Below are 24,925 nucleotides of genomic sequence, written 5' to 3' on the forward strand. Positions count from 1 at the left end.
AACTGCCGCGCGCTACTCCTGACGACGCTCAGCCTTTCCAGACCCGCCGCTCTTCTGCCGCGCGCAACACATCAAAAGCCGCTTGCCCAGCCTGAAAGGCTTTAGCAGCATCTGAATCATTGGGTCGCACGTCGGGATGCGTTTCCTTGGCAATCTTGCGCCAAGCTTTTTTCACTTCTTCGAAATCTGCGTCCGGATCCAGACCGAGCAGTTCGAGCGCACGCATTTCATCACGGCTGCGGCTGCCGTCACCGGAACCGGCCCAACCATAATGTGCAGATTCGTGGTAGCCGCTAGCGTCCCGTTTTTCATCGGCCTCGCGCTTCGCCGCTTCTTCAGCTGTCAGCCCGGCGAAATAGTCCCAACCCCGATTATACTCGGCGGCATGTTCCTCGCAAAACATCCATCGTTCAGGGCTGTTAGGGGATTTAGGAGCAGGACATCTCCCCTCCTGGTTGCAACCGACGCGGTCGCATAATCTAACGGCTTGCGCTTCGCGCGATGCGCCATAGCTGCGCCAGCGAGGAAATCCCCAGTCATTACTGCGTGAAGAACGAGCCATGCCGCCGCCTTAGCGATGGCATGGCTCCGATGCTAGGCCGAATTCAGCCAAATCACATGCTGGCTGCGCCAGCCATCATAGCGCCACCAAAGAAAGTGGCGATCAGCATACCACCGATAAACATCGTCAGCACCGCCGAAAGAACAATGTAAATCAATATGATAACTACAGTAAAACCAGCAACTTTCTCGGCCGGAGCTTCCATAATCGGGCCAATACCCGTGTAAATCAGATATACGACATAAGCGATGGCTGCCAGCGAAACGAGCCCGCCGACAGGACCAAGAAACGGGGAGATCAGGCCCGCAATCCATGACGGAGTCGACGCATAGGCCATCAACTTCGTTGCGCTGACAATGTCCGATTTGCCATTGAAGCTTGGCGACACCGCATTGACGATAAGGCTCATCACATAGAGCATGACCAGACCGATAACAAAGCCCACGGCGGCCATGCCGGCAGCTATTCCTACTCCGACGGAAGCAACGCCCATAGGAGCGAGCGATCCTGCGCCGATGCCCAACAGCCCCAGCGCAATGACCGATCCGATAATTGGAAGCACGGACAACGGAATCGCATAGCCAGTGAACAAGCTTCCCACAGTAGCAGGCTCTTTGGCGATGATCTCCCATTCGGCTTTCGGGTTAAGAAGGATATTTTTCGCTCTATCGACTAATGACATTTGCTTTCCCCTCATCAATGTAGATACCCTCTGACAGGAGAGAACCACAATTGGTTCAATAAGTAAATCAAAAGGGAGAATGCTTCATGCTGGCTGCAACACGCATACTTGTTGCCATAGTCGGGCTATTGTCGCTGATTTCAGTGTATCAACATTGGTTTGACGTTACCTCCTTGGCGGACGCACGAGGTATTACGACTATCGGTGCAATCGGAAATGCCAATATTCGGGCCGATATTGGAGGCCTTTTTCTGGCGATTGCCGTGTTCGCCTTTGTTGCAGCATGGAAACGCAGTACGACCTGGCTCGCGGCGACATGGCTTCTCCCAGCCCTTGCCTTGCTGGGCCGCCTGGTCAGCCTCGCGCTGGATGGCGGCTCCTCACGCGTTTTTGAACCGATAGTGGTTGAGGCCGTCGTGCTCACGCTGTTGGGTAGCGTCTACCTGTACTGGAGAAAACTGCCAGAGGGTCTGTAAGCCGGGTTCTGTCCACCCTTTTCAGGGATAGGCGACCATTCCTCTAGCCCTTGTCTTGCAACAAGGGTCAAGCAATCAACCCGGGCGACTGGCAGGAGGATGCCATATGCCGCCCCTATTCGATTTTGCTCCCGGTGGGGTTTGCCGTGCCGCCGACGTTGCCGCCCGCGCGGTGCGCTCTTGCCGCACCCTTTCGCCCTTACCCGGCCGAAGCCTTGGCGGTATGCTTTCTGTGGCACTTTCCCTTGGGTTGCCCCAGCCGGAAGTTATCCGGCACCGTTCCTCGCTGGAGCCCGGACTTTCCTCCCGCACCCCGCAAGCGAAGCACCGGCGGTCGCCCTACCCTCTGGCGCGTCAACCGATAGCAGATCCGCCTTCATGTTCCAAGAGAAGGCTCCACAGTATAGCCCGGCACTGGCCATCGATCACGCCATCAATATTTTCCGGCCGGAAACGGCGCTGGAATGCGACCACGGCACTAGGGCCATCTGCGATGCCGTAGCCATATCGTTCAAGGGCCAGCAGGAAAGCGGCGTCTCCCCAGCCGGGATCCACAAGATTTTTTGTTGGTCGCGGAATTGCAAGCCCTACTTTGGCTAGACGTTCCCAATCGAACAATTCGCCGGGATCTTGCTTGCGCGCAGGCGCCACATCGCTGTGACCAACCACATTACGCGGGGGAACTCCGTAGGTCCGAACGAGTTCGGCGACTAAAGGAACAAGTGCCGCCATCTGTTCCTCGGGAAAAGGTCGATAGCCCCATTCATGCCCTGGATTGACGATTTCGATGCCAATGCTTGCGCTATTGCAATCGGTAATCCCCCGCCAATAGGAAAGCCCCGCATGCTGCGCGCGTTGCTCCTCACGGACCATGTGAATGATCTGTCCGTCTTCCTCGACGACATAATGGGCAGAAACCTTGGACGCCGGGTTGGCGAGCCATTCGACGGCTTCTGGACCGCTCTTCATACCTGTATAGTGCAGGACGAGCATCGTAATTGGAAGCGTTCGCTCGCCGAAATTCGGTGATGGATACCAGATCATCCAGCTTTAATAGGCTGCAAGTGCTTCAATGCAAAGCCCGCTTAGATAGCGAGGCGTTGCTGGCCAGTCGTAGCAACATTGTCTGAAACCGTTCGCTGATAGAAACCGCGAAATTCACGCGATGCCACGAATTTCTCCGTTTGGCCAATAACGGTCTCGGCGGCGCCCAGCATCAATATGCCGTCGCTAGTCAATGCCGATGCGAGCTGCTCCAAAACCTCACGCCTTTTATCATCGCAGAGATACATCAGCATGTTGCGACAGAGAATGAGGTCAAATTGCCCCATGTGGCGAGGGCTATCGAGCTGATTATGCTGTGCAAAAGTAACCATTTTGCGGACTTCAGGCTTTGCCACCCAATCACCATCAACCTGGTCAAAATATTTAAGCATCAACATGACCGGAAGGCCGCGCTGAATCTCAAACTGTGAATATTGGCCCTTGCGTGCCTTGGCCAAAGCTGTGGTCGAAATGTCAGTCGCCAGAATCTGGATGTTCCATCCGCGCCACTTCTCGGCATTTTCAAGAAATGACATGGAAAGCGAATGGGGCTCTTGCCCGGTCGAGCAGGCCGCCGACCATATCCGCAAGCGCTTTGTATTCGCCCTTGCTGCACGCAGCGAGTCCATCACCGGTCCGGTCAGCAGCGCAAAGTTCGCCTGATCGCGGAAGAAACAGGTTTCATTGTTGACCATGGATTCCATGCATTCCTTGAGAAGTTCCGGCTCGCCTCCACCATCAAGGATGGTGGCCAGCATATCGATGTCAGGGATGGAATGCTTTCGCAGTATCGGCTTCAGCGCCATCTCTACGCGCCAGTGCCGGTTTGCTAACAATTGTTGGCCGGTCTCCCGCGCGAGCAATTCGGAAAGCTTGCGATGCGCGCGCGCGACTTGCCCCTCGGTCATTGTTGTACCGCTCTGGCGAGCAATCGAGACATTAGCGGCGGCGGCAATATTGCATCGGCCAGCCCTGCCTTGGCAACGGCCCCCGGCATTCCCCAGACCCCGGAGCTTTCGGCGTCTTGTACAATGACATTGGCACCGGCGGCAGAAAGACGAACAGCACCTGCCGCACCATCATTCCCCATACCGCTCAAAACGATCGCGAGAGCGCCCGAACCGTAAACCTGCGCCACAGATTCGAACAAAGCGTCGACAGAAGGGCTGTAACGACTGCTCGGATAATAATCGAGATGCTCAATTTTGCGGCGGCGCCCGTTTTGCGCACAAGTCAAATGCGCGCTGCCTGGTGAAATATAGATCGTGCGTTCGGCGATTTCCGTTCCCGGTTTTGGAACGCAAACCGTGCGATCGGTATGAGCCGAAAGCTGGCGCGCAAAAAACTCCATAAATGCGTCGGGCAGATGCTGCGCGATGAATACCGGACAATTCAGTTCGACCGGCAGGTTACGAACGATTTCGTAAATGACCGGGATCCCGCCCGTAGATGCACCAATCGCGATACAATCCGGCACCGATATCTCGAATTTGCTATCAAAAATCGGAATAGCATTTTCAGGCGCCGAATTTTTCCGCGCAACCAGCCGGGAGGAGCTCCCTAGGCGAACAACCTTTTCGACGAGCAGTTCCGGGAATCGACCGGCAAAGCCGAAGCGACCGGGCTTTGAAAGCGTATCACACGCACCGAGCTCGAGAGCTCTAATTGCCGCGGGGCCGTTCTCTTCAACGAACGACGATACCACCAGCACTCTGCCTCCACCGGCAGCATCCAAAATGTCGGGCAGTGCATCGAGACCCGATCGCTCGGGCATTTCGATATCAAGGAGAATGATGTCGGGCCGGATAGTCTTGAGCAACTTCAAAGCTTCTTCACTGTTTCCAGCTTCGCCAACAACCTCAATCTCTCCACTGTCGCTCAACATCCGCGCAAAAATTGAACGCACAACATTGCTGTCGTCGACAAGCAATACCCTTATCGGACGATCATTTTGTTCCTGAAGCGGAGTTGCAAGGCCGGAAGACATGCGCATGATCAGTGGTTCAGATACATCCAACCATCTGCAATTTGGTTTCCAGGGTTTCGCGATCGAACGGCTTCATGACATATTCGTCCGCCCCTGCCTCGATCGCAGCCTGGATATGACCTATGCCATTTTCCGTCGTGCAGAATATCACCTTGGCGGAAGCTGCTGTGGAAGCACGATATGCGCGCAAAAAGTCCATCCCGCTCATAATCGGCATATTCCAGTCAAGCAGGATGACGTCGGGCTGGCGACTGGCACATTGATCGAGTGCTTCATTCCCGTCGGCAGCTTCGTCCACCTGAAATTCCAATGTTTCCAATATGTGGCGAGCCACCTTCCGGATGACTTTGCTGTCATCGACAATCAGGCAGGTTTTCATTGCGGATGCTCCTTGGTCCATATTGAACCAAATTTAGTGCCAGGCTGTTATTGACCGGTTAATTCCAGGGTATCCGGCAACAAAAATCGATGCCCAAGTTCAAGCCGCCATACGATCATCGATGGCAACCAACCGCTCCGGATCGACGACCATGTGCAACTTGCTATCTATTTCAACTAGCTCACTTACCAGATCGCGCCATTTGCGATCGAGTTTTGCAGCTTGGACTACGGCATCGTCAGCAACCGAGACAACGTCTCGAACCCTGTCAACCATCAAGCCGAAATTGTGTCCACCGATCGAAGCGACAACCGCAAGCCCCTTATGCTCGACAGTTTTGCGTTGGCCCGTCACCCGGTACTGACAGTCAATCAAGGTCAAAACACGGCTGCGAAGCGCGAACAGGCCTGCAATAACAGGGTCACTGCGCGGTACATCAACCACATCGCCGATCGTCACAACGGACTCGATCACATCACTACAAATTGCGATAGAAGTACCAGCAATTTCAGCGATCAAAAATAGCTTGGTCATTTCAAGCACCCCCCGCAATTTTTGCATTAACCGCAGAAAGCAGTGCAGCACGATCATAGCGATAAATGGAATCTTGCCGGTCATCACTAGAACTCAGACTGTCCCGCAATTTCACAAGGCGGCTGTCACCAACCAAATTATCGGCACCTGCGTCGAGCGAGAGGACTACCGATGCCGAGGGTCTTTGATGTTCATCGAATGTCACATCGTAACCGGATGCCGTAAGAAGCGGAGCCAGAACCCTATGCTCCCAACCATCTTCTTCATTAGCACTGATAAAGCACAATGGCCTTTGGGACGCATGAGCCCTTACTTCGCCAGACTTCAGTTCGAAAAAGCCGTAGCTGCTCAGCAGCTCTACCGGCCTGCCATCCACGTGAACGATGCCTTCATAGGTCTCCGTATTGAGCGAGGGCGCAACCTCTGCGTCGATTGCGAAGATGTCGATCACATCCGCGACAGCAAGGAATACTGCACTCGTCCCATCGGAAAGGCGCAGAAGTTTAACATGCCCTTCACCAGGAATCTGGTCCAAGCCATGTACATCGATTAGCGTTTCGTTCACCGAAATACATAGACGCCCGCCCACTTCGTGAAATGCTGTGTGTTCGAAATCCTCCATCCGCTCAACTGCGGCCAAACGGATGGCCCGGATCGAACCATCCATCGTTTCGAACAGCAAGCCAGAATCCCGTTGTCGTTTTTCGAGATGCGTAGAATCCTGCAATTCCGATTGGCGTTCGAAAATCTCCTCTTCGACACCAATCGCAGCGGCCAAACCACTGGCGTCGAGCAACAGCATCGGGCGACCATTGTCGGGAAGCGTTGTGCCAGCATATAGCCCGGTTGCCATGATGAGCGGGGCACCTGGTTTGACTACCAGTTCCTCATTATCAACGACCGCCTCTACATCCAGCGCGAAGGTCGCACCGACCGCAGGGCGAATAATCACAAGCGTGCGTGCCATCCCCTGGCTGCATTCAGTTTCGGCAATGTCCAGCAATTCTTCCAGCTTTGCATAAGCCAGACGTTCGCCGCGCACTTTGGCAATGGGCATCTCGCCGATATGTTCGATTCCGACATTACGGTTGGAGAGTGAAATGATTTCCACCACTGAAGACCGCGAAATCCCGAACAATTGCCCACCCGCTCGAAGGGATAGGCCCGCAATGATCGACAGGGTCAGCGGCAGGCGCAAAGTAATCTTCAAACCATGCCCCTCATGGTTTTCAAGATCGATGGTGCCGCCAATCGCATGCATATTGTTGCGAACCACATCCATACCCACGCCGCGTCCGGAAATCGCTGTCACAGCGTCGGCAGTAGAAAGTCCGGGCGCAAAAATCGTGTCAAGTTTGGCGCGGTCAGACATTTTTTGCCAATGGCTGGCCGTCAGCAATTTGCGCGCAATCGCCTTCTGGCCCAGTTTTTCCAAATCAATGCCGCGGCCGTCATCGCTGATCTCGACCAGAATCTGGTTGCCCGACTGGCGGGCAATGACGTGAATATGGCCGACCGGGTCTTTGCCTGCGGCGCGCCGTTCCTCGGCGCTTTCTATCCCATGATCGGCTGAATTGCGCAAAATATGGGTCAACGGATCGCGCAGTGCCTCGACCATCTCCCGGTCTACTTCAACTTCGCTGCCTTCGACAGTCAGTTCGATCCTCTTGTCGAGATCAATGCAAATGTCGCGCAACAATCGTGGCAGGGACGAAAACAACCGGTCGATATGCTGCATACGCATCATTCCGATAGCATCACGCATTTCTGCGACGGTTGTCGAAAGGCGACCGAAGGCATGATCGATTTCGGTCGATGCGCCATATCTGCGGAGTTGGCGAGACACCTCGTTACGTGCAAGCACAAGATCGGACACTCCGTTCATCAGCTTGTCGAGCAAGTTTAACGAAACGCGAACAGTCCGGTTTTTGTTGCGGTTTTTGGGGTCCTCAGTAACCGCAAGAACTTCATCATCAACGTCAGCAGCGGCGGATTCTGATGCTGATTCAGGTGCGCCAGCTTCAGAAGGCAAAAACGCAATCATTGCCGATATTAGGTCGGTATCATTGTCAAAAACCGATTCACCCGTTTCAAGTGCATCGGTCAAAGCCGCAATCCGGTCGATTACCGCCAATGTAGCTGAAACCAGTTCTGGACATACGGTTGTTCGGCCATCGCGGGCATGGCTCAAAACATCTTCGGCCGCATGACTAAGCCGCAACAAACGAGGCAGGTCCAGAAAGCCGCAACTGCCCTTTACCGTGTGAACAAATCGAAAGGCGCTGTCGATCAGGCCAAGATCATCGGGCGTTTTCTCCCACTGGACCAACTGTCCGGCAAGAATTTCCAAGGTTTCCCTGGTTTCCGCGATAAAATCTTCGCGCAGATCATCCATTTCAGGCGCCCCAATAAATCAACAGGGCGTCTTATGGTCCAATCTTGGTTAAAAAGGGCTTTACGCTGGCGCCTTTTATGGCGTCAGCGGACAAGTGCTCCGATAACAATTTGAGTGTCATCGGGCCCTGCAATCTGCACCAGGCCGCCATTGGCTGCACAAAGCCCGCGAACCATCCATGCAGCAGCAGTTCGAGAGTCAATCTGGCTTTCAGTCAGCTCGCCGGAAAGCGCGTCACGCACCGATTGATCCATGATTATCCGAGGTCCGGTTGCGCGAATGACGATCTCTTGTTCACCATCGCGCGCTTCTGCGCCCACATGGAGTTCACCCCCTCGAACCAGTGCATCTTTGGCAATCAGCACAAGGTTCAACAGAGCCTTCACCGCCTTTTTGGGCATCAAGCCCGCCGGTACGCCCCAGTGCAAGGTCGTGCGCCCATCACTTGTCACCAGCGGTTCAATAACCGCTTTGGCTTCCATCGGATCAACTTCGCTGCCAAACCCGCCGGCAGCACCGAATGCGAGGCGAAAAAACTTCAGCTTGTCGGCCGCTGATTTCGCGCTTTCAGCCAGCAAATCCATGCAGCGCTTGCGCATTTCAGGATCATGCTCATCCGCAAGCAGTTCCAGGCCATTATTCATTGCCCCTACAGGGCTCAGCAAATCGTGGCACAGCCGCGAGCACAGCAAGGAAGCAAGGTCGATATCATTGTCGGACATGGTCAGCCGGGTCCCCTGTTGGTCATGACGTCAGTGCAATGAACGCAGTGCAATGCCGTTTCAACCCTTCAATCGCGGTTACAACCGCAAAATCGGCAAACCATGCTTGATAAACAATAAATTGCCCCCACATTCGGGCTATGGAGGGGCAAGAAGTCACGCATAGCGGCATTTTGGGGCCCGGACGTTTAGACCGGGCTCTGGCGGAAGCCATTCCCTCGCTGTCACGTGCCCGTATTCAGGCGTTGCTGGAGGCTGACGCGCTGCAAATCGCCGGTCAGGCTGTGTCTGATCCATCGAGCAAGCGTCATCACGGTCGGGCTTTCACCCTCACTGTTCCTGCTCCGGTTCCAGACAAGGCAACACCGCAAGACATCGAACTCGACATTGTCTTCGAGGACGAACATCTGATCATCGTCAACAAGCCTGCGGGCCTTGTAGTGCATCCAGCGGCAGGCCATGCCGACGGCACATTGGTGAATGCCCTGCTCCACCACTGCAAAGGCAAATTGTCCGGAATTGGCGGGGTTCAACGTCCGGGAATTGTCCACCGCATCGACCGGGATACATCAGGGCTGCTGGTCGTTGCCAAATCCGATGCCGCACATGAAAGCTTGGCGAAGCTCTTTGCCACCCACGATATAGAACGTCGTTATCTGGCGGTAGTCGTCGGCCAGCCCTCACCTGCAGGCGGACTTATCCGCACCCAAATCGGTCGTTCGACTACCAATCGCAAGAAAATGGCTGTCCTGCCCGAAGGCAAAGGCAAACACGCCGTCACCCATTACCGTACTATTGAGCAGTTCAAGGACGCATCGCTGGTCGAATGCCGTCTGGAAACCGGACGCACCCATCAGGTCCGCGTCCATATGGCGCATATCGGCCACCCATTGGTTGGAGATTCCACTTACAATAATCGACGAAAAGCATTTAAATTTGGACCAAATCAGTCGTATTTCGACCGACAAGCCTTGCACGCGGTTTCTTTGGGGTTTATTCATCCCATTACCGGTGAAAGACTGGGTTTCGAAAGCAGATTGCCTGATGATATTCAGCTTCTGCTAACGTCGCTCAGGGTATAAAATTCACTGTAACCGTTCGACAAAGGGGTGCTTGATGAGGCCCCGGCGCGAACATGAAAGAGGAAGATAATGTCAGAGACTAAAAATGTTCCGGCAACTATCCCTGCCCTTGGGGGGGACGACAGCCTCAACCGCTATCTGGCGGAAATTAAAAAATATCCGATACTTGCACCCGAGCAGGAATATATGCTCGCCAAGCGCTATCAGGAGCATGAAGACCCTGCCGCTGCTGCGCAGCTCGTATCATCGCACTTGCGACTCGTTGCGAAAATCGCAATGGGTTATCGTGGCTATGGCCTGCCCGTATCGGAGCTTATATCCGAAGGCAATGTCGGCCTAATGCAGGGCGTGAAAAAATTCGATCCCGATCGCGGATTCCGCCTCGCAACCTATGCGATGTGGTGGATCAAGGCATCGATGCAGGAATTCATCCTGCGCAGCTGGAGCCTTGTTAAAATCGGTACCACCGCAGCGCAGAAGAAGCTGTTCTTCAACCTCCGCCGCATGAAAAACAACATGCAAGCGTTCGAGGATGGCGATCTGCGTCCTGAAGATGTCGCCAAAATCTCGACCGACCTCGGCGTTTCAGAAAACGAAGTCATCGAAATGAACCGCCGAATGGCGATGGGTGGGGATACTTCGCTCAACGTCTCAATGCGCGAGGATGGCGATGGCCAGTGGCAGGATTGGCTGGTCGATCACGAACCGCTGCAAGACGAACGTGTTGCCGAAGCGCAGGAAAGTGATGTCCGTCACCAATTGCTGCTGGAAGCCATGGGCAGCCTGAACGACCGCGAAAAGCACATCCTGACCGAACGCCGCCTGATTGAAGAACCCCGTACGCTTGAGGAACTCAGCCAGGAATATAATGTCAGCCGCGAACGCGTCCGCCAGATTGAAGTGCGTGCCTTCGAAAAGCTGCAAAAAGCGATGCTGCGAATTGCCGGTGAAAAGCGATTGCTGGCTGCCGTCTAAGGGCATTTGTAAAAGTGGATGACGCGGCAGCGGGTGCGCGCTAGCTAAGGCCATGGCCCAAGCAAAGCGTTCGCCCGTCGCCCGTTTCTCCTCATTCCTGATCCGCTGCCTGCTCTGGTATCTGGCAATCACCTTCGCCTTGGTGTTGCTGTATCGCTTCGTGCCGGTACCGACGACCTTGACCATGCTGTTCGACAGTAATGGGGCGGAACGCGACTGGGAGCCTTTATCGAACATATCCCCCAATCTGGTGCGTGCGGTCATCGCCGCCGAGGACGGGAAATTTTGCCAGCACAGCGGATTTGATACCGAAGCGATCGAAAAAGCGATCCAGCGCAACCAACGCGGCGGACGTATTCGTGGCGGTTCGACCATCAGCCAACAGACGGCTAAAAATGTGTTCCTTTGGCAAGGCAGTGGCTGGACACGCTATGTCCGCAAAGTACCCGAAACCTATTTCACTTTCCTCATCGAAACATTCTGGGGGAAGCGTCGGATCATGGAAGTGTATCTGAACGTCGCGGAGACAGGCATTGGCACCTATGGCGCGGAATCGGGCGCACAACGCTATTTCAACAAAAGCGCCGCCAATCTCAGCCGCGTTGAAGCGGCGCGCATGGCAGCCGCCCTGCCCCTACCCAAGAAACGCGCCGTCAACGGCGCAAGCGGCTTCACCCGCCGTTATGGAAACAGTATCGCTGCACGGATTGGCGTGGTGAAGCGCGACGGGCTGGATAGCTGTATTTATAAGTAGCTTTTCAACTGCAGCGCAGGGACTACCTGCGACCGAATTCTGTCACCCAAACAAAAAAGGGCGGAACTTTCCAGCACCGCCCTTTCCGAATTCAATTTTAATCCAAGCGATTAGAAGTCGTATGACACGCCGAGCTTGATGCGCCAGACGGACGAGCTGACGTTGATGAAATTATCACTATCAAACGAATTCAAGCCCGTTGCGCTTGAAAAGATATAGCGCCCCTGTGCATCAACGCCCGAAACCTGAGCGAGATCCTGACGGCCACCGAAGTCTCGGCGACGCTGCACATTCCAGCCCGAGTCGAGCATGTTCAGGAAGTTGTCGAAGCTCGCATAGAGACGGATCTTGTCGCTCTTGCCAAAGAAATGACCCGGTCCGGGCAGTTCCTGCGAAACCGAGAGGTCCATGTCATAATACCAGTTGTTCGAGCAAGTATTACGCGGAACCGATTTACCGATATATTTTTTCGCGCAGCCAAGGCCGTTTGCGAAATCAACCAGCGATTGTACGGCCGCCATGTTCGACGTCGGCGCAATATTTGGATCGGTTACACCGGGCGGCAGATAGATCAACGCATTGTCCGCTCCTGATGCACTGTCGTTAAACACGCCTGAACCTGTGAAGGTCAGGCTGTACGGCCGACCCGAACGTGCAATGAAGGTGAGGCCAAAGCGCGTCGCATAATCGCCGAAAAACTCTTCCTTGAAACTGGTGTTAAAGGTGAAGTTATGACGGCTGTTGTAGAAGCCACGCGATGCTGCCGGGTTCTGGCGATCAAAGGCTGCCGAGATGTCATAGTTCGACCCTGCGGTCGAGCTGTACATGTTGCGGCGATCCTGGCTGTCAGAGAATGCATAACCGAAGCTGACAAAGGTTGAACCACCGTCGGTGAAAACGCCACCGTCAAAATATTTTGACAGCAGGAATGATGCATTGTGGCTGCGGAAACTGCCGGCATTAGTCAGCATCAATTCGTCTTCACGTGCAGTAGTGAAGCAAGCCGCGTTGACACCCGTGAACACCGGCGTCGGATCAGCTGAAACAAACTTCGCCGTGCAACCTGCATTGCTTGGATCAATTGTCACATAGATCGGACGACCGTCGACCGTTTGGCTTGCACGACCAGTGCGGAATTCAGGCACTTGCGACAAGTCCACTACAGTGAACGGGTTCTTATACTTGCTGTAGATGTAGTCGAGCGTCAGGTTCCAACCGCTGAAGAAACCGGTTTCGGTAAAATTCAGTTCGGATGTGAAGCCAAAGTTCGCACGCAGTACCGAAGGCGTTTTAATGTCAGGATCGATCGACTGGGTAAATCCAAGACCACGCGCAGCCGAGTCAATTGCCGCCTGACGGAAGCAGCTCGGGAGACCGGTAAAGGTACCACCTATCACCACATCGATCTGGCCCGCAGGGCAGCCCGCAGCCTGTGTCGATGCAAGTGCAAAACCGCTACCGTCGTTCTGGAAAGCGTTACCAAACCAGACGAGCGGATCACCACCGGAGAAAATTCCGACGCCTGCACGCACTTGAGCCCGCGAAAATACGGCGAAATCACCCATATCATAAGTAAGTGCAGCACGCGGCATGATTATCGGCGGCAAGTTGCTGAAGCCGGTGTTGTTACCAATGCCATAGCGTGTGAAGAAGTTCGGGTTGAACTGAGGCGCTCCGCCGTCATACCAATCGGCGCGAACGCCAAATACAGCACTCAACTGATCTGTTACTTGCCAATCGTCCTGAGCGAAAATCGAGTAGATGCTGCGGTTGAAACGGGCAGCCGCATCATTGACATCGCCAGTCTGAGAGAAGTTGCCAAAGGCGCCTTCGGTAAGGCCACCAACGACATTGTTGGGCAATGTGCTGGTCTGGTTGTTGCCCGTACCTGGCGAAAGCAGGCCCGCCTCAAGGTCAGTCGCGTTACGGAACACCAACGTGCCCGTGGCGTTCTGAACGAACAGGTTAAAGAGATTAGCGCGGTTCAGCTCGGCGCCGAACTTGATCTGATGGTTACCCATATCAAGCTTTGCGACAGCACGATATTGTTCGAGCGTAGTGCGCAGATCATTTGCCGAACGCGAGTTGCCCGGGCCTGCCAGCACCGTACCATCGACGGTTCCCGTCGGGTTATCGATACCAACTATGATACGTGGAATCGGGTTGGCCGACTGCGCTTCACCACCACCGAAGGGGTCCTGAAGGTCTTGTACTTCAGAGCGGGAGTAACGCAGTTCGGTCGAAAGAACATCCGACCATTGCGAATAAAGACGAGCCGAATAATAGTCAGACTTGGTTCCAGACAGATAGAAGGTGTTCTGGCCCGTTGCCTGCGGCGAGTTACCAGTGAACAGGTCATCCGTGCGCAAGGTTGACTCTTCGAGTTTCTGATAGGTCGCTTCCAGACGATGATCGTCCGTGATCTGCCAGTCTGCGCGAGCAAAATAGCGATCATTCTTATAGGGACGGCTGGTAACCAGATCGCCTGTATCGATCTTGTAAACGCGGTTCAAAATCTCACGGATGCGGTTAAACTCGGCTACTGGAACGCCCGCCATTTCGTTGGCATAGCCTGCACCTGCCGGACCATCGTCCTGCGACTGGCCTGCACGCTGGTTTTCATAAGCGCCAAAGATGAACAGCTTATCCTTGATAATCGGACCTCCGAGGTAAACACCCCAGCGCTTGTCCGGCTTAATCGGCGCGACGACGCGGCTAGCATTGGTGTTGCTGTCGAAAACGTCGTCTGCACGCAGATCATTGTTGGAAAATTCATAGAAGCCACCGAACTTGTAGTCGTTAGTTCCCGACTTGGTCACGACGTTGATTGCGCAACCAGTGAACTGGCCATAATCCACGTCAAAGGGAGCGAACTGCACCTGTGATTCACGAATAGCGGCATAAGGCAGCGGGGTAGAACTGCGAGAAGAGAAGCCGGTGTCATTAAGGCCATAGATGTCACCTTGGCTTATACCATCAACGGTGAATGCATTCCCGCGGTCGTTACCGCCAAGGCATGAAATGCGGTCCTGGCCTGAACCAGTGTCGTCGCGGTCGAGGCTGACGCGCGGGTCGATACGGATAACGTCGCGAACGTCGCGGTTGAAAGTCGGGGCTGCCTCCAGAATTTCGGTGGTGAAAGTCTGACCCGGGCCAACTGCCAGTTGAGTTGCCTGAACGCGGCTGCCGGTAACGACGATTTCGCCAGTACCCGAAGCAAGGGTGAAGGTCAGACTGGTGTTGCCCTGAAGTGTGGTATTGATACCCTCAGCCGACTGGCCTTCATAACTAGAGGCATTGGCGGAAATGGTGTAGGGACCGCCCGTCACAAGGTTCGATGCATTGAATTTGCCATCTGCGCCCGTTGTGATCGTGCGTGTTGCACCGGTACGGGTGTCCGTTATGACAACTTCAGCGCCGCCAATCGGGTTACCCGAGTCATCGACTACGGAACCTTCGATACCGGTTGTGATCTGTTGGGCTTCGGCGGGTGTCGCCGTGAAGCTCGCAATCGAGAGCGCGGCTACACCTGCCGCCAGATAGAAACGGATTTGCATCTTACCCCCCTATATAGGGGCGAGGGCAACCCCCCCCATCCCCCGCCGTTAGCTTGAATCTTACGATTCGGCAAAGCTCGGGCTGAAGGATCGATGCTCTGATTGTATGTCAGGAATGTGACATTTGCTGCTTTGCAGCATGGAGAGATTCGCCAGAAGCTTGGTCACTGCCAAAGCACGGCAAAAAAACCTCGGAAATCTGGGACTTCCAAAAGGGCTTCTCAAAACTGTTGCACGCCAGCAACAGCTTTAGAAAAAATTAAGCTGCGGACTCTTTTGCTGGTTCGGAGAAGACGCGCACGGGCTCTTTCCGGCCTTCAACCACATCCTTGTCGACCACGACCTCGCTCACGCCATGCATAGACGGAAGTTCAAACATTGTGTCGAGCAGGATCGCCTCGAGAATTGATCGAAGGCCTCGCGCGCCAGTCTTGCGCTCGATGGCGCGCTTGGCCACAGCTTCCAGTGCGTCGTCGGTGAATGTCAGCCCGACATTCTCCATTTCAAACAGCTTGCGATACTGTTTCACCAGAGCGTTTTTGGGCTCAGCCAAAATCTTGACCAGCGCAGCAACATCCAGGTCTTCCAGCGTTGCCGTGACCGGCAAACGCCCGACAAATTCGGGAATCAGGCCATATTTCAACAGATCTTCGGGTTCGATCTGCTTCAGCACCTCACCCGTGCGTCGCTCGTCGGGATCGGCAACATGCGCACCAAATCCGATCGACTTACCTTCAAGTCGGTTCGCAATGATCTTTTCAAGACCGGCAAAGGCGCCGCCGCAGATGAACAAAATGTTTGTCGTGTCGACCTGCAGGAATTCCTGCTGTGGATGCTTGCGCCCGCCTTGCGGGGGCACGCTGGCGGTTGTGCCTTCCATCAGCTTGAGAAGCGCCTGCTGGACGCCTTCACCACTGACGTCACGAGTAATCGAAGGGTTTTCGGCCTTGCGGCTGATCTTGTCGATTTCGTCTATGTAGACAATGCCTCGTTGCGCCCGCTCGACATTGTAATCCGAGGCCTGCAAAAGCTTGAGAATGATATTCTCGACGTCCTCACCGACATAACCCGCTTCGGTCAGAGTCGTCGCATCAGCCATGGTGAAGGGCACGTCAAAGGTCTTCGCCAGCGTCTGCGCGAGCAGCGTCTTGCCGCAGCCGGTCGGGCCGATCAGCAAGATGTTCGACTTGGCGAGTTCGACATCGCCATTCTTCTGCGCATGGTTGAGACGCTTATAATGGTTGTGAACTGCGACCGAGAGGACGCGCTTTGCCTGGAACTGGCCGATTACATAATCGTCCAAAACGTCGCAGATTTCCTGCGGTGTAGGGACTTCACCGTCCTTCTTGCCAGTGAGCGCGCCCTTGGTTTCCTCGCGGATGATGTCGTTGCACAGATCAACGCATTCATCGCAGATGAAGACGGTCGGGCCAGCAATCAATTTGCGCACTTCGTGCTGCGACTTGCCGCAGAAGGAGCAATATAGGGTGCTCTTGGTATCGGAGCCGCTCAACTTGGTCATAAACTTCCTGTACTACGCATGGCAAAACTTGAGATGAATTGCCCAAACATTGTCATCCTATCGCGATGTCATAATTTCGCAATAGCTGAAAAATCCGCAATTCTGTTTCAGAAACGCGGTCGATAAACGGTAAAGACTGGCAACGCAGATCAGCTATCGCTGCCTTCAGTAGTCGCGGGGCGTTTGTCGAATACCTCGTCCACGATGCCGAATGCCTTGGCTTCATCTGCCTCGAGGAAAGTATCGCGATCCATCGCCTTTTCAATATCCTTCAAAGGCTTACCGGTATATTTGGCGTAAAGATCGTTCATCCGCTTGCGAATGCGCAGGATCTCATTGGCCTGAATCTGAATGTCCGACGCCATGCCGCGCGCTCCGCCCGAGGGTTGGTGCACCATGATGCGGGCATTGGTTAAGGCGATCCGCATCCCCGGCTCACCCGCTGCGAGCAGGAAACTGCCCATTGATGCAGCCTGGCCGATGCAGACAGTACCAACGCGCGGGCGGATATATTGCATGGTATCATGGATCGCCATTCCGGCTGTCACAACGCCGCCGGGCGAGTTGATGTACATCCAGATATCCTTTTTGGGATTATCGGATTCGAGGAACAGCAGCTGCGCCGTGATTACCGCCGCCATATTGTCTTCAACTTCGCCGGTCACGAAAATGATGCGTTCGCGCAGCAGACGAGAAAAAATGTCCCAGCTGCGTTCGCCGCGGTTCGATTGCTCGATAACGACGGGAACTAGTGCTTGGGTGGGATCGCGGAACGGATCGTGCATGAACGCCTCTGTGCTTTGTGTTTCTGAACATTGCCTACATCGGGGCAGCAGGTGAAAGTTTCAAGCAGGAAAAGGGTTAAGATCGGGCCAATCCAGCGCTGGATGACCTATTGGCGCCGCTTTGTTGCCCCGGGAACCCCGCCAAGACCGCCTTTTATAGACCTTTTCTCTTAATCGCGGGCTACCAGCAATCCAAAATAGAAAGGGCCCGGATCGCTCCGAGCCCTTTATTGTGTATCGCTCTAAGCGATTATTTCTTGGCTGCTGCCTTTTTGGCGGGGGCCTTTTTCGCAGGCTTTTCGCTCTCGTCCTTAGCCGCTTCCTTTTTAGTAGCGGCCTTTTTCGCAGCAGGCTTTTCTTCCTTGGCGGGGGCCGCTTCCTTCTTGGCAGCAGCTTTCTTCGCCGGAGCCTTTTTGGCGGGCTTGGCTTCGGGCTCAGCCTCAATGGCCGCTTCCAGCTCGGTACGGGTCACCGTCTTTTCGGTCACGCTCGCCTTGTCAAACAGGAAGTCGACAACCTTGTCTTCGAACAGCGGAGCGCGAAGCTGTGCTGCTGCCATCGGGTTTTCCTGCAGATACTGCACAAAGCGCTGACGGTCTTCCTGACGATATTGCTGTGCAGCCTGTGTCACCAGCATATTCATTTCCTGCTGACTGACTTCGACACCATTCGCCTGGCCAATTTCAGACAGAAGTAGACCGAGGCGTACGCGGCGGACTGCAATGTCGCGATAATCCTCGCGCTCAGCTTCCATTTCCTTGCGGGCAGCTTCAGGATCTTCCTCGCGCGAAGCTTCCTGTTCGAGCTGCGCCCAGATCTGTTCGAATTCGGCTTCAACCATTGACGGCGGCACTTCGAAATCATGGTCTGCAGCCAATTGGTCGAGCAACTGGCGCTTCATATAAGTGCGGGTCAGGCCGTTGAGCTCCTGCTCAACCTGAGCCTTCATGAGCTCCTTGAGCTTGTCGAGGCTTTCAAGGCCGAAAGCCTGGGCAAGGCTGTCATCTGCCTTGCTTTCAACCGGCTTCTTCACTTCGCCGACGACGATGTCGAAGGTTGCGGCCTTGCCAGCCAGTTCCTTGGCACCATAATCTTCAGGGAAGGTGACGTTGATAACCTTGCTGTCATTGGCCTTCACGCCAACCAGCTGGTCTTCAAAGCCGGGGATAAGCTGGCCCGAACCGAGTTCGACCGACATGCCCTCACCCTTGCCGCCATCAAACGGAACGCCGTCAACCTTGCCTTCGAAATCGATGACAACGACGTCGCCGGTAGCAGCCTTATAGCTTTTCGCGGCGGTTTCGAAATTCTTGTGGCCTTCTGCCAGACGCGCCAGTGCTGCATCGATTTCGGCGCCTTCTGCTTCGACGGTCAAACGTTCGAGCGAGAGTCCGTCAATCGAAACGGCAGGAATGCTTGGCAGCACTTCAAAATGGAAATCGACGACAGCGTCCTTGCCGGGCGCATAGTCATGATCAAGATGCACATGTGGCTGGGTTGCCGGGCGCAGCTTGTTGTCGGTGATCGTCTTTTGGACGCCTTCCTGAATCGACGTGTTCAGCGCTTCCTGAAGCAACGCGTCCTTGTGCATTTTCTTGACGAGGTTCGCCGGAACCTTGCCAGGGCGGAAGCCGGGCATACGCACCTGCGGCGCAATTTTCTGCACTTCAGCGTCGATGCGCGATTCGATGTCGGCGACGGTAACGGTGAGGCGATAGGCCCGCTTCAGGCCTTCATTCTGGGTTTCCTGGGCTTGCATAACTAAAACTCTAATCCTCAACTCTGCGCAGATTTGCGCGTCAAAAATCTGTGGACGGACTTGGCTGGGAAGCCGGGCGTTTGTGAACTGGTGCGGGCGAAGGGACTCGAACCCCCACATCTTGCGATACTGGTACCTAAAACCAGCGCGTCTACCAATTCCGCCACGCCCGCTCCGCCACACCCGTATTGGCCGTGCGGTCGGGAGCCTCTAACGGCAAAGTCGGCCTAGGGCAAGTGCCGAAAGCGGCAGTATTGCTTGCTCCTGAGACAGGCCGTTATCGGGACTTGGATGTTTTGGGCGAACGCAGTTGCAAGGTTGCGAACAACTGCCTGACTTCATCGATATCACGATCAAAATAATGGATTTCAGGAGCGATGAAATTGACAAGATAGAGCTTGCCCTCAACAATCGCAGCAACCCCCTCCCCCTTCCGAGTCAATCCTTCATCCTGCGCGGCATAGCTATATGCAAAGCGCACACCATCATGCGCTCCCAATTTGGCAGGTTCGATGGCTTCGACTGAAAAAACTGACGAATTCAAAAGGATACGATTGCTGTTCTCAAACAATTCGACAATTTCTGTTGGCTGCATCGTCGAACGAAATTTGGGCAGCGTCTGGTTGGTTCCATCTGATGCATGGTAAAGAGTACCACCGTCAGGAATGGCGGCAAAAAACGTGAGTTCATTGAGAGCAAGGCCGTCACGGGTCCAACGTTCGCCATAATCGGATGGGCGCGCTGAGGACGAATTCCAGCCTGCCTTTGGTGTCGCAACAATATATTTGCCAGCAACGTTCACGCCTTCGTCAGCGACCAGAACCTTCCATTCGGCGAAGGATGGCATCGACGCGCCAACGAGTGCCAGCAACGAAATCGCCAGGGGAACCAGCCTCATTTCTGCGGCTCCCGCGCTAGGGATTCAATCAACAATCGGTCGCTCGCCGCAGGGTAAATGTCCAAATAGCGCCGCAGCAATTTGCGCCCTTCAGCTGATTTACCCTGTCGAAGAAGTAGCATACCCAAGTTACGCGTACTTGCGGCAAGCGCGGGGTCCTTGGCAAGCGACTGCCGATACAAACCCTCAGCCATTTGCAGATCACTATCTCTACCGCGCGTCCGATACAGTTCGCCGCGGGCATAAAGCAGGTCGGCAGTCCAATCGCCGCGCGCCAGCCCTTCGAGTAAAAATTCGGTGGTTGCGAAATCATTGAGCTTCACTTGGTCATCGATCAGGCGCGGCCACCAGCGGGCGATGGCAGCACGATAGCGCCCTGCCCCATCGTCGCTGCTCGGGGCTTTACGCTGGGCCGCAGCGCGCAGATATTCCATGCGATCGCGTGTATTTGGGTGCGAGGAGAAAAAGTCGCTCGCCTCCTGCGCCACGACCCCGCTTTTGTTCGCCTTGGCCTGCACCTCCATTTCGCCAAGAAGCTGTTCCCATATTTTGGAGGGTGCCGTCGGGTCATATCCGCTGGCGCTAAGATAGTCGAGTGCGGCCATATCGGCCTGTTTTTCCATTTCGCGGTTGAAGCGGAATACCGACCCCATAAGCCCGATCTGCGCCAGCATGCCGCCGGGTACAAATCCCAACCAGGTCATCGCATTGGATTTTGCTTTGATGTCATGAAAGGATTTCAGGCTATGCTGCTGTTCAAAATGAACAAATTCATGGCCTAGAACCGCGGCCAGTTCAGCCTCATTGCGCGCCCGCAACAGCAGGCCACTCCACACCAGCATCATGCCATTGGGTGCCATGGCAGCATTGAATTGGGGTGTGCGCATCAAATAGATGCGCGCCGCGCCGCATTTATCGGTGCCAACTGCGCGACACAGAACGCCTTTCACATAGGCATTCAGTTCGGAGTCCTCGATCAGGAATTTGGACGCGCGCATCTGCTGCTCGGCCTCGTCCATCTCGAGCCAAAGGCCCTTCTCTATCTCGTCCTTTGGTTGATACCCCGCACTAGTCGGGAGCAGTTCAAGCGGCTGGGCCGCCAGTGAGGCGGAGCTAGCCAAAGCACAAGTCGCAAGCGCAAAAGCATGGATGAAATGCTTCATTGACCATCGGCCTTTCCGGCGACGCGGGCAGGAAAACCGTTCAGCAATTGCTCAACGCGCAGCGCAGCACCCTCTGCCGTGCGAACATCCCCTCCGGCCTTCAAATCGACTCCCAGCCAGACAATGTCGCCATTTTTCATATCGACCAAAGCCGCATAGCCGAAATGGGTGCCGGCGACGTCGCCATTGCCCATCAATGTAGCGATCAGTTTGGCTGCCCTGCGTCCGGCAGATTCAAAGCTGTCCTGACTCAGCAGGAAAAGGCCATAATCGGCTCGGGCCTCTGGAGCTATTTTGGAAACGCCTCGGCCGATGCTCCAGTCGAAACTGTCAACCTTGGAAGGCAAAGGGTCTTTGCCGAACAATTTGTGCCGGATGATCGTGCCGACCACCAGACGGAATAGCGCACGATGCTCTGTCAACAGCTGACTATTCGCGGCTTGATCTTCATGCAGCACCATTTCGAGCCCGCGCCTGCTCCCCGCCGCGATCAGAGCATTGCCAAGTTCGCGCGTGGCAGAGGCATGCCATTCGGCATTGTTCTGGAAGATACCCGCCGTAGTTTGCTCCCCCACTTTAACTTCAGGGCGAAAAACCAGAATGCGGGGTGCTCTATCGTGCGGAAAGGCAAACCCCTCTCGCACGGCGTATTTTTCTGTTGCCACGGGAGACTGCGCCAGAATCGGGCTGGCGGAAAGCAGTGCCGCCAACGCCAACCCAATTCCAAACCCTTGCGCCATTATTGCTCCAGGCGGCCGTCCGCCGCTATCCCGCAGTTTTCGCGCCGATAGGGTCGCCGCGCAAGAGGCTATTTCGCCAACTGATTGTGATATCGTCTCACACGCAACTTAGCCGGCCAGCGCCTTTTTGAGCAATTCGTTGACCACACCCGGATTGGCCTTGCCCTGCATTGCCTTCATCGTCTGGCCGACGAAGAAGCCGAACAGCTGTTCCTTGCCAGCGCGATATTGTTCGAGTTGGCCGGGATTATCCAGAAGGACCTGACCTATGACAGCCTCGATTGCGGATGTATCGGATGTCTGTTTCAGGCCCTTTTCCTCGACGATTTTCGCTGCGCTTTCGCCAGTTTCAAGCATTATTTCAAATACTTGCTTGGCAATGCTGCCCGAGATGGTGCCATCAGCAACCAGTTTGAGCAATTCGGCGGCCTGTGCTGGGCTGACCGGGCTTTCGTCGAGTGACTTGCCGAGCTTGTTCAGCGCGCCGAACAGTTCGGAGAGCAGCCAGTTCGAGCCTTGTTTGGGATCGACGCCGTGGCTCAGCAGATCTTCGAACCAGAAGGCGGTTTCGGCTTCGGCAGTCAAAACGGCTGCGTTGTAGGCCGATAGACCCAGCTCATTCTCGTACCGCGCACGTTTTGCGTCAGGCAGTTCGGGTAGCGACGCCTTGCACTCCTCAAGGAACGCGTCGTCGAGTTCGAGTGGCAGTAGGTCCGGATCGGGGAAATAGCGATAGTCGTGCGCGTCTTCCTTGCTGCGCATGCTACGGGTTTCCATCTTGTTCGGATCGAACAAACGGGTTTCCTGCACGACGGTGCCGCCATCCTCGATGAGGTCAACCTGACGTCGTGCCTCCACCTCAATCGCCTGCATGACGAAGCGGATCGAGTTGACATTCTTGGTCTCGGTGCGCGTGCCAAATTCTTCGCCGGGCTTGCGGACGCTGACATTCACGTCGGCGCGCATCGAGCCTTCTTCCATATTGCCGTCGCATGAGCCGACATAGCGCAGGATCGAGCGCAGCTTCTTCACATAAGCCCCGGCCTCTGCGGGCGAGCGCATGTCAGGACGCGACACGATTTCCATCAGCGCGACACCCGAACGGTTGAGATCAACATAAGACATCGTCGGATGCTGATCGTGCATCAGCTTGCCCGCATCCTGTTCGACATGGATGCGTTCGATGCCGATGGTCTTGCGCGGGGAATTGGCGTCTTTCTCGTCGAGAATAACCTCAATCTCGCCCTCACCCACGATCGGGTGATACAGTTGCGAAATCTGATAGCCCTGCGGCAAATCGGCGTAGAAATAATTCTTGCGGTCAAAGCGCGACCATTTGTTGATCTGCGCGTTTATCGCCATGCCGGTGCGCACCGCCTGACGGATGCACTCGCGGTTGGGCACAGGCAGCATGCCCGGCATTGCGGCATCGACCAGCGAGACATGGCTGTTCGGCTCGCCGCCATAAGCGGCAGACGCGCCCGAGAACAGCTTGGCGTTTGAAGTAACCTGCGCATGAACCTCAAGGCCGATCACGACCTCCCACTCACCGGTTACGCCCTGGATGCGGTATTCACTCATATTACCACCACTTCTCCGCTTCCGCCGTAAATCCGGCACGTTCCTCGATTGCCAGACCTGCGTTCAACACGCTCTGTTCGTCGAGCGCCTTGCCGACAATTTGCAGGCCGAGCGGCAGGCCCTGCTTGTCGAGGCCGCCGGGCACCGACATGGCAGGTAATCCGGCCAGTGAGGCAGGCACAGCGAAGACGTCATTCAGATACATGCTCAATGGATCGCTGGTCTTTTCGCCCAGGCCGAAAGCCGCACTGGGCGCGGTCGGGGCGAGGATCAGGTCGCATTGCTTCCACGCATTGTCGAAGTCACGGGCGATCAACGCGCGGACCTTTTGCGCCTGCGTGTAATAGGCGTCATAGAAACCGGCGGAGAGCACATAGGTGCCGATCATAATGCGGCGGCGTACCTCTGCGCCGAAACCGGCAGCGCGGGTCGCGGCGTACATATCCTGCAGGCCAGCGCCATCGGGCAGATCGCGCAGACCATAGCGCACGCCATCATAGCGGGCGAGGTTTGACGAAGCCTCGGCAGGCGCGATGATGTAGTAAGCGGGCAACGCATATTTGGTGTGTGGCAGGCTGATATCGACAATCTCTGCCCCCGCATCTTTCAGCCATGCGATGCCATTGTCCCACATCTTCGCGATGTCTTCATCGATACCATCGAGGCGATATTCCTTTGGTATACCGACTTTCTTGCCGCGAAGATCACCCGACAGACCAGCTTCCCATCCGGGCACGGGCAGTTCGAGCGAGGTCGAATCCTTCGGATCAAAGCCCGCCATCGCCTCCAACATGATCGCGCAGTCGCGCACGTCGCGCGCCATAGGCCCGGCCTGATCGAGCGAGCTGGCAAAGGCGACAATGCCCCAACGGCTGCAACGGCCATAGGTCGGCTTGATGCCACTGATGCCGACAAAGGCCGCCGGCTGGCGGATCGAACCGCCGGTATCGGCTCCGATCGCCGCCGGGCAGAGCCGCGCGGCAATCGCGGTCGACGAACCGCCCGACGATCCACCCGGTGCAAGCGCGGCATTGCTGCCGTCGTTGCGCCGCCAGGGCGAAATGACATTGCCGAAATAGCTGGTCTCGTTCGACGAACCCATCGCGAACTGGTCAAGGTTCAGCTTGCCCAGCATCCCTGCCCCGGCCTTCCACAAATTGGCCGACACGGTCGATTCATAGTTCGGCACAAAGCCTTCGAGGATATGGCTCGCCGCGGTGGTCTGCTCGCCTTCGGTGGCGAACAAATCTTTCATGCCAATCGGCACGCCGGCCATCTTGCCCAGCGGTTTGCCAGCGGCACGGTCAGCGTCAATGGCCTTTGCTGCC

At 55.4% G+C, this 24,925-nt stretch carries 21 protein-coding genes, 1 tRNA gene and 1 other RNA gene; 3 read left to right on the forward strand and 20 right to left on the reverse strand.

Annotation, left to right across the window (positions count from 1 at the left end; all coding sequences use genetic code 11):
• Positions 1 to 28: 28 nt before the first annotated feature.
• The 10 genes from Q0239_RS14170 to Q0239_RS14215 form a co-directional block, all read right to left on the reverse strand.
• Positions 29 to 562: a J domain-containing protein gene (locus Q0239_RS14170; protein WP_298603984.1), complete on the reverse strand. Its 534-nt coding sequence runs from the start codon at positions 560 to 562 to the stop codon at positions 29 to 31.
• A 52-nt stretch (positions 563 to 614) separates the two neighbouring features.
• The gene (locus Q0239_RS14175) at positions 615 to 1,259 is read right to left on the reverse strand and encodes a Yip1 family protein (RefSeq protein ID WP_298604023.1); all 645 of its coding nucleotides are present in this window, start codon (positions 1,257 to 1,259) and stop codon (positions 615 to 617) included.
• 442 nt (positions 1,260 to 1,701) lie between these two features.
• Positions 1,702 to 2,070, reverse strand: an RNA gene (gene rnpB, locus Q0239_RS14180) — RNase P RNA component class A.
• A gap of 4 nt (positions 2,071 to 2,074) precedes the next feature.
• Complete coding sequence (locus tag Q0239_RS14185) at positions 2,075 to 2,764, reverse strand: N-acetylmuramoyl-L-alanine amidase (RefSeq protein WP_298603986.1); 690 nt, start codon at positions 2,762 to 2,764, stop codon at positions 2,075 to 2,077.
• Between the two features lie 41 nt (positions 2,765 to 2,805).
• Complete coding sequence (locus tag Q0239_RS14190; protein WP_298603988.1) at positions 2,806 to 3,672, reverse strand: CheR family methyltransferase; 867 nt, start codon at positions 3,670 to 3,672, stop codon at positions 2,806 to 2,808.
• Positions 3,669 to 4,757: a chemotaxis-specific protein-glutamate methyltransferase CheB gene (gene cheB, locus Q0239_RS14195; protein WP_298603990.1), complete on the reverse strand. Its 1,089-nt coding sequence runs from the start codon at positions 4,755 to 4,757 to the stop codon at positions 3,669 to 3,671. The genes Q0239_RS14190 and cheB overlap by 4 nt, the downstream gene beginning before the upstream one ends.
• Positions 4,758 to 4,767: 10 nt before the next feature.
• Entirely contained in the window at positions 4,768 to 5,130 is a 363-nt protein-coding gene (locus Q0239_RS14200) for a response regulator (protein WP_298603992.1), read from the reverse strand.
• Between the two features lie 99 nt (positions 5,131 to 5,229).
• Positions 5,230 to 5,748, reverse strand: coding sequence for a chemotaxis protein CheW (locus Q0239_RS14205; protein ID WP_298603994.1), 519 nt, complete (start codon positions 5,746 to 5,748; stop codon positions 5,230 to 5,232).
• Positions 5,666 to 8,059 carry a chemotaxis protein CheA gene (locus tag Q0239_RS14210; RefSeq protein ID WP_298603995.1) on the reverse strand — a complete coding sequence of 798 codons (2,394 nt, stop codon included), beginning with the start codon at positions 8,057 to 8,059 and terminating at the stop codon, positions 5,666 to 5,668. Before Q0239_RS14210 ends, Q0239_RS14205 begins: the two co-directional genes overlap by 83 nt.
• 83 nt (positions 8,060 to 8,142) lie before the next feature.
• A complete protein-coding gene (locus Q0239_RS14215; protein ID WP_298603997.1) occupies positions 8,143 to 8,781 on the reverse strand; it encodes a histidine phosphotransferase family protein in 639 nt (212 codons plus the stop codon).
• Positions 8,782 to 8,921: 140 nt separating this feature from the next.
• Here Q0239_RS14215 and Q0239_RS14220 point away from each other — a divergent pair, with 140 nt between their 5' ends.
• From Q0239_RS14220 to mtgA, 3 genes are all read left to right on the forward strand, one after another.
• On the forward strand, positions 8,922 to 9,863 hold the full coding sequence (locus tag Q0239_RS14220; protein ID WP_298603999.1) for an RluA family pseudouridine synthase: 942 nt from the start codon (positions 8,922 to 8,924) through the stop codon (positions 9,861 to 9,863).
• A 69-nt stretch (positions 9,864 to 9,932) separates the two neighbouring features.
• Entirely contained in the window at positions 9,933 to 10,838 is a 906-nt protein-coding gene (rpoH, locus tag Q0239_RS14225) for an RNA polymerase sigma factor RpoH (protein WP_298604001.1), read from the forward strand.
• Between the two features lie 52 nt (positions 10,839 to 10,890).
• Positions 10,891 to 11,592, forward strand: a complete 702-nt coding sequence (mtgA, locus tag Q0239_RS14230) for a monofunctional biosynthetic peptidoglycan transglycosylase (RefSeq protein WP_298604003.1) — start codon at positions 10,891 to 10,893, stop codon at positions 11,590 to 11,592.
• Positions 11,593 to 11,702: 110 nt separating this feature from the next.
• Here the strand turns inward: mtgA and Q0239_RS14235 are convergent, their stop codons facing one another.
• The 10 genes from Q0239_RS14235 to gatA form a co-directional block, all read right to left on the reverse strand.
• Positions 11,703 to 15,149, reverse strand: coding sequence for a TonB-dependent receptor (locus tag Q0239_RS14235; protein WP_298604005.1), 3,447 nt, complete (start codon positions 15,147 to 15,149; stop codon positions 11,703 to 11,705).
• A 259-nt stretch (positions 15,150 to 15,408) separates the two neighbouring features.
• Positions 15,409 to 16,671: an ATP-dependent Clp protease ATP-binding subunit ClpX gene (gene clpX, locus Q0239_RS14240; RefSeq protein ID WP_298604007.1), complete on the reverse strand. Its 1,263-nt coding sequence runs from the start codon at positions 16,669 to 16,671 to the stop codon at positions 15,409 to 15,411.
• A 149-nt stretch (positions 16,672 to 16,820) separates the two neighbouring features.
• Positions 16,821 to 17,456, reverse strand: coding sequence for an ATP-dependent Clp protease proteolytic subunit (locus Q0239_RS14245; protein ID WP_298604009.1), 636 nt, complete (start codon positions 17,454 to 17,456; stop codon positions 16,821 to 16,823).
• Positions 17,457 to 17,706: 250 nt separating this feature from the next.
• A complete protein-coding gene (gene tig / locus Q0239_RS14250) occupies positions 17,707 to 19,215 on the reverse strand; it encodes a trigger factor (RefSeq protein WP_298604011.1) in 1,509 nt (502 codons plus the stop codon).
• Between the two features lie 88 nt (positions 19,216 to 19,303).
• Positions 19,304 to 19,388, reverse strand: a tRNA-Leu gene (locus Q0239_RS14255).
• Between the two features lie 104 nt (positions 19,389 to 19,492).
• Positions 19,493 to 20,113, reverse strand: a complete 621-nt coding sequence (locus Q0239_RS14260; RefSeq protein WP_298604013.1) for a hypothetical protein — start codon at positions 20,111 to 20,113, stop codon at positions 19,493 to 19,495.
• Complete coding sequence (locus tag Q0239_RS14265; protein WP_298604015.1) at positions 20,110 to 21,276, reverse strand: M48 family metallopeptidase; 1,167 nt, start codon at positions 21,274 to 21,276, stop codon at positions 20,110 to 20,112. Before Q0239_RS14265 ends, Q0239_RS14260 begins: the two co-directional genes overlap by 4 nt.
• A complete protein-coding gene (locus Q0239_RS14270; RefSeq protein WP_298604017.1) occupies positions 21,273 to 22,016 on the reverse strand; it encodes a hypothetical protein in 744 nt (247 codons plus the stop codon). Before Q0239_RS14270 ends, Q0239_RS14265 begins: the two co-directional genes overlap by 4 nt.
• Before the next feature lie 108 nt (positions 22,017 to 22,124).
• On the reverse strand, positions 22,125 to 23,597 hold the full coding sequence (gene gatB / locus Q0239_RS14275; RefSeq protein WP_298604019.1) for an Asp-tRNA(Asn)/Glu-tRNA(Gln) amidotransferase subunit GatB: 1,473 nt from the start codon (positions 23,595 to 23,597) through the stop codon (positions 22,125 to 22,127).
• Position 23,598: 1 nt separating this feature from the next.
• A partial coding sequence (gene gatA / locus Q0239_RS14280) for an Asp-tRNA(Asn)/Glu-tRNA(Gln) amidotransferase subunit GatA (RefSeq protein ID WP_298604021.1) occupies positions 23,599 to 24,925 on the reverse strand: 1,327 nt, incomplete at its 5' end.

Origin of the sequence: uncultured Sphingorhabdus sp., from assembly GCF_937872355.1 — a bacterium.
GTDB lineage: Bacteria > Pseudomonadota > Alphaproteobacteria > Sphingomonadales > Sphingomonadaceae > Sphingorhabdus_B.

Excerpts from the sequence above, each read along its gene's own strand:
- Q0239_RS14170 (WP_298603984.1), bottom strand. The coding sequence starts at position 562 with ATGGCTCGTTCTTCACGCAGTAATGACTGGGGATTTCCTCGCTGGCGC.
- Q0239_RS14175 (WP_298604023.1), bottom strand. The coding sequence starts at position 1,259 with ATGAGGGGAAAGCAAATGTCATTAGTCGATAGAGCGAAAAATATCCTT.
- Q0239_RS14185 (WP_298603986.1), bottom strand. The coding sequence starts at position 2,764 with ATGATCTGGTATCCATCACCGAATTTCGGCGAGCGAACGCTTCCAATT.
- Q0239_RS14190 (WP_298603988.1), bottom strand. The coding sequence starts at position 3,672 with ATGACCGAGGGGCAAGTCGCGCGCGCGCATCGCAAGCTTTCCGAATTG.
- cheB (WP_298603990.1), bottom strand. The coding sequence starts at position 4,757 with ATGCGCATGTCTTCCGGCCTTGCAACTCCGCTTCAGGAACAAAATGAT.
- Q0239_RS14200 (WP_298603992.1), bottom strand. The coding sequence starts at position 5,130 with ATGAAAACCTGCCTGATTGTCGATGACAGCAAAGTCATCCGGAAGGTG.
- Q0239_RS14205 (WP_298603994.1), bottom strand. The coding sequence starts at position 5,748 with ATGACCGGCAAGATTCCATTTATCGCTATGATCGTGCTGCACTGCTTT.
- Q0239_RS14210 (WP_298603995.1), bottom strand. The coding sequence starts at position 8,059 with ATGGATGATCTGCGCGAAGATTTTATCGCGGAAACCAGGGAAACCTTG.
- Q0239_RS14215 (WP_298603997.1), bottom strand. The coding sequence starts at position 8,781 with ATGTCCGACAATGATATCGACCTTGCTTCCTTGCTGTGCTCGCGGCTG.
- Q0239_RS14220 (WP_298603999.1), top strand. The coding sequence starts at position 8,922 with ATGGAGGGGCAAGAAGTCACGCATAGCGGCATTTTGGGGCCCGGACGT.
- rpoH (WP_298604001.1), top strand. The coding sequence starts at position 9,933 with ATGTCAGAGACTAAAAATGTTCCGGCAACTATCCCTGCCCTTGGGGGG.
- mtgA (WP_298604003.1), top strand. The coding sequence starts at position 10,891 with ATGGCCCAAGCAAAGCGTTCGCCCGTCGCCCGTTTCTCCTCATTCCTG.
- Q0239_RS14235 (WP_298604005.1), bottom strand. The coding sequence starts at position 15,149 with ATGCAAATCCGTTTCTATCTGGCGGCAGGTGTAGCCGCGCTCTCGATT.
- clpX (WP_298604007.1), bottom strand. The coding sequence starts at position 16,671 with ATGACCAAGTTGAGCGGCTCCGATACCAAGAGCACCCTATATTGCTCC.
- Q0239_RS14245 (WP_298604009.1), bottom strand. The coding sequence starts at position 17,456 with ATGCACGATCCGTTCCGCGATCCCACCCAAGCACTAGTTCCCGTCGTT.
- tig (WP_298604011.1), bottom strand. The coding sequence starts at position 19,215 with ATGCAAGCCCAGGAAACCCAGAATGAAGGCCTGAAGCGGGCCTATCGC.
- Q0239_RS14260 (WP_298604013.1), bottom strand. The coding sequence starts at position 20,113 with ATGAGGCTGGTTCCCCTGGCGATTTCGTTGCTGGCACTCGTTGGCGCG.
- Q0239_RS14265 (WP_298604015.1), bottom strand. The coding sequence starts at position 21,276 with ATGAAGCATTTCATCCATGCTTTTGCGCTTGCGACTTGTGCTTTGGCT.
- Q0239_RS14270 (WP_298604017.1), bottom strand. The coding sequence starts at position 22,016 with ATGGCGCAAGGGTTTGGAATTGGGTTGGCGTTGGCGGCACTGCTTTCC.
- gatB (WP_298604019.1), bottom strand. The coding sequence starts at position 23,597 with ATGAGTGAATACCGCATCCAGGGCGTAACCGGTGAGTGGGAGGTCGTG.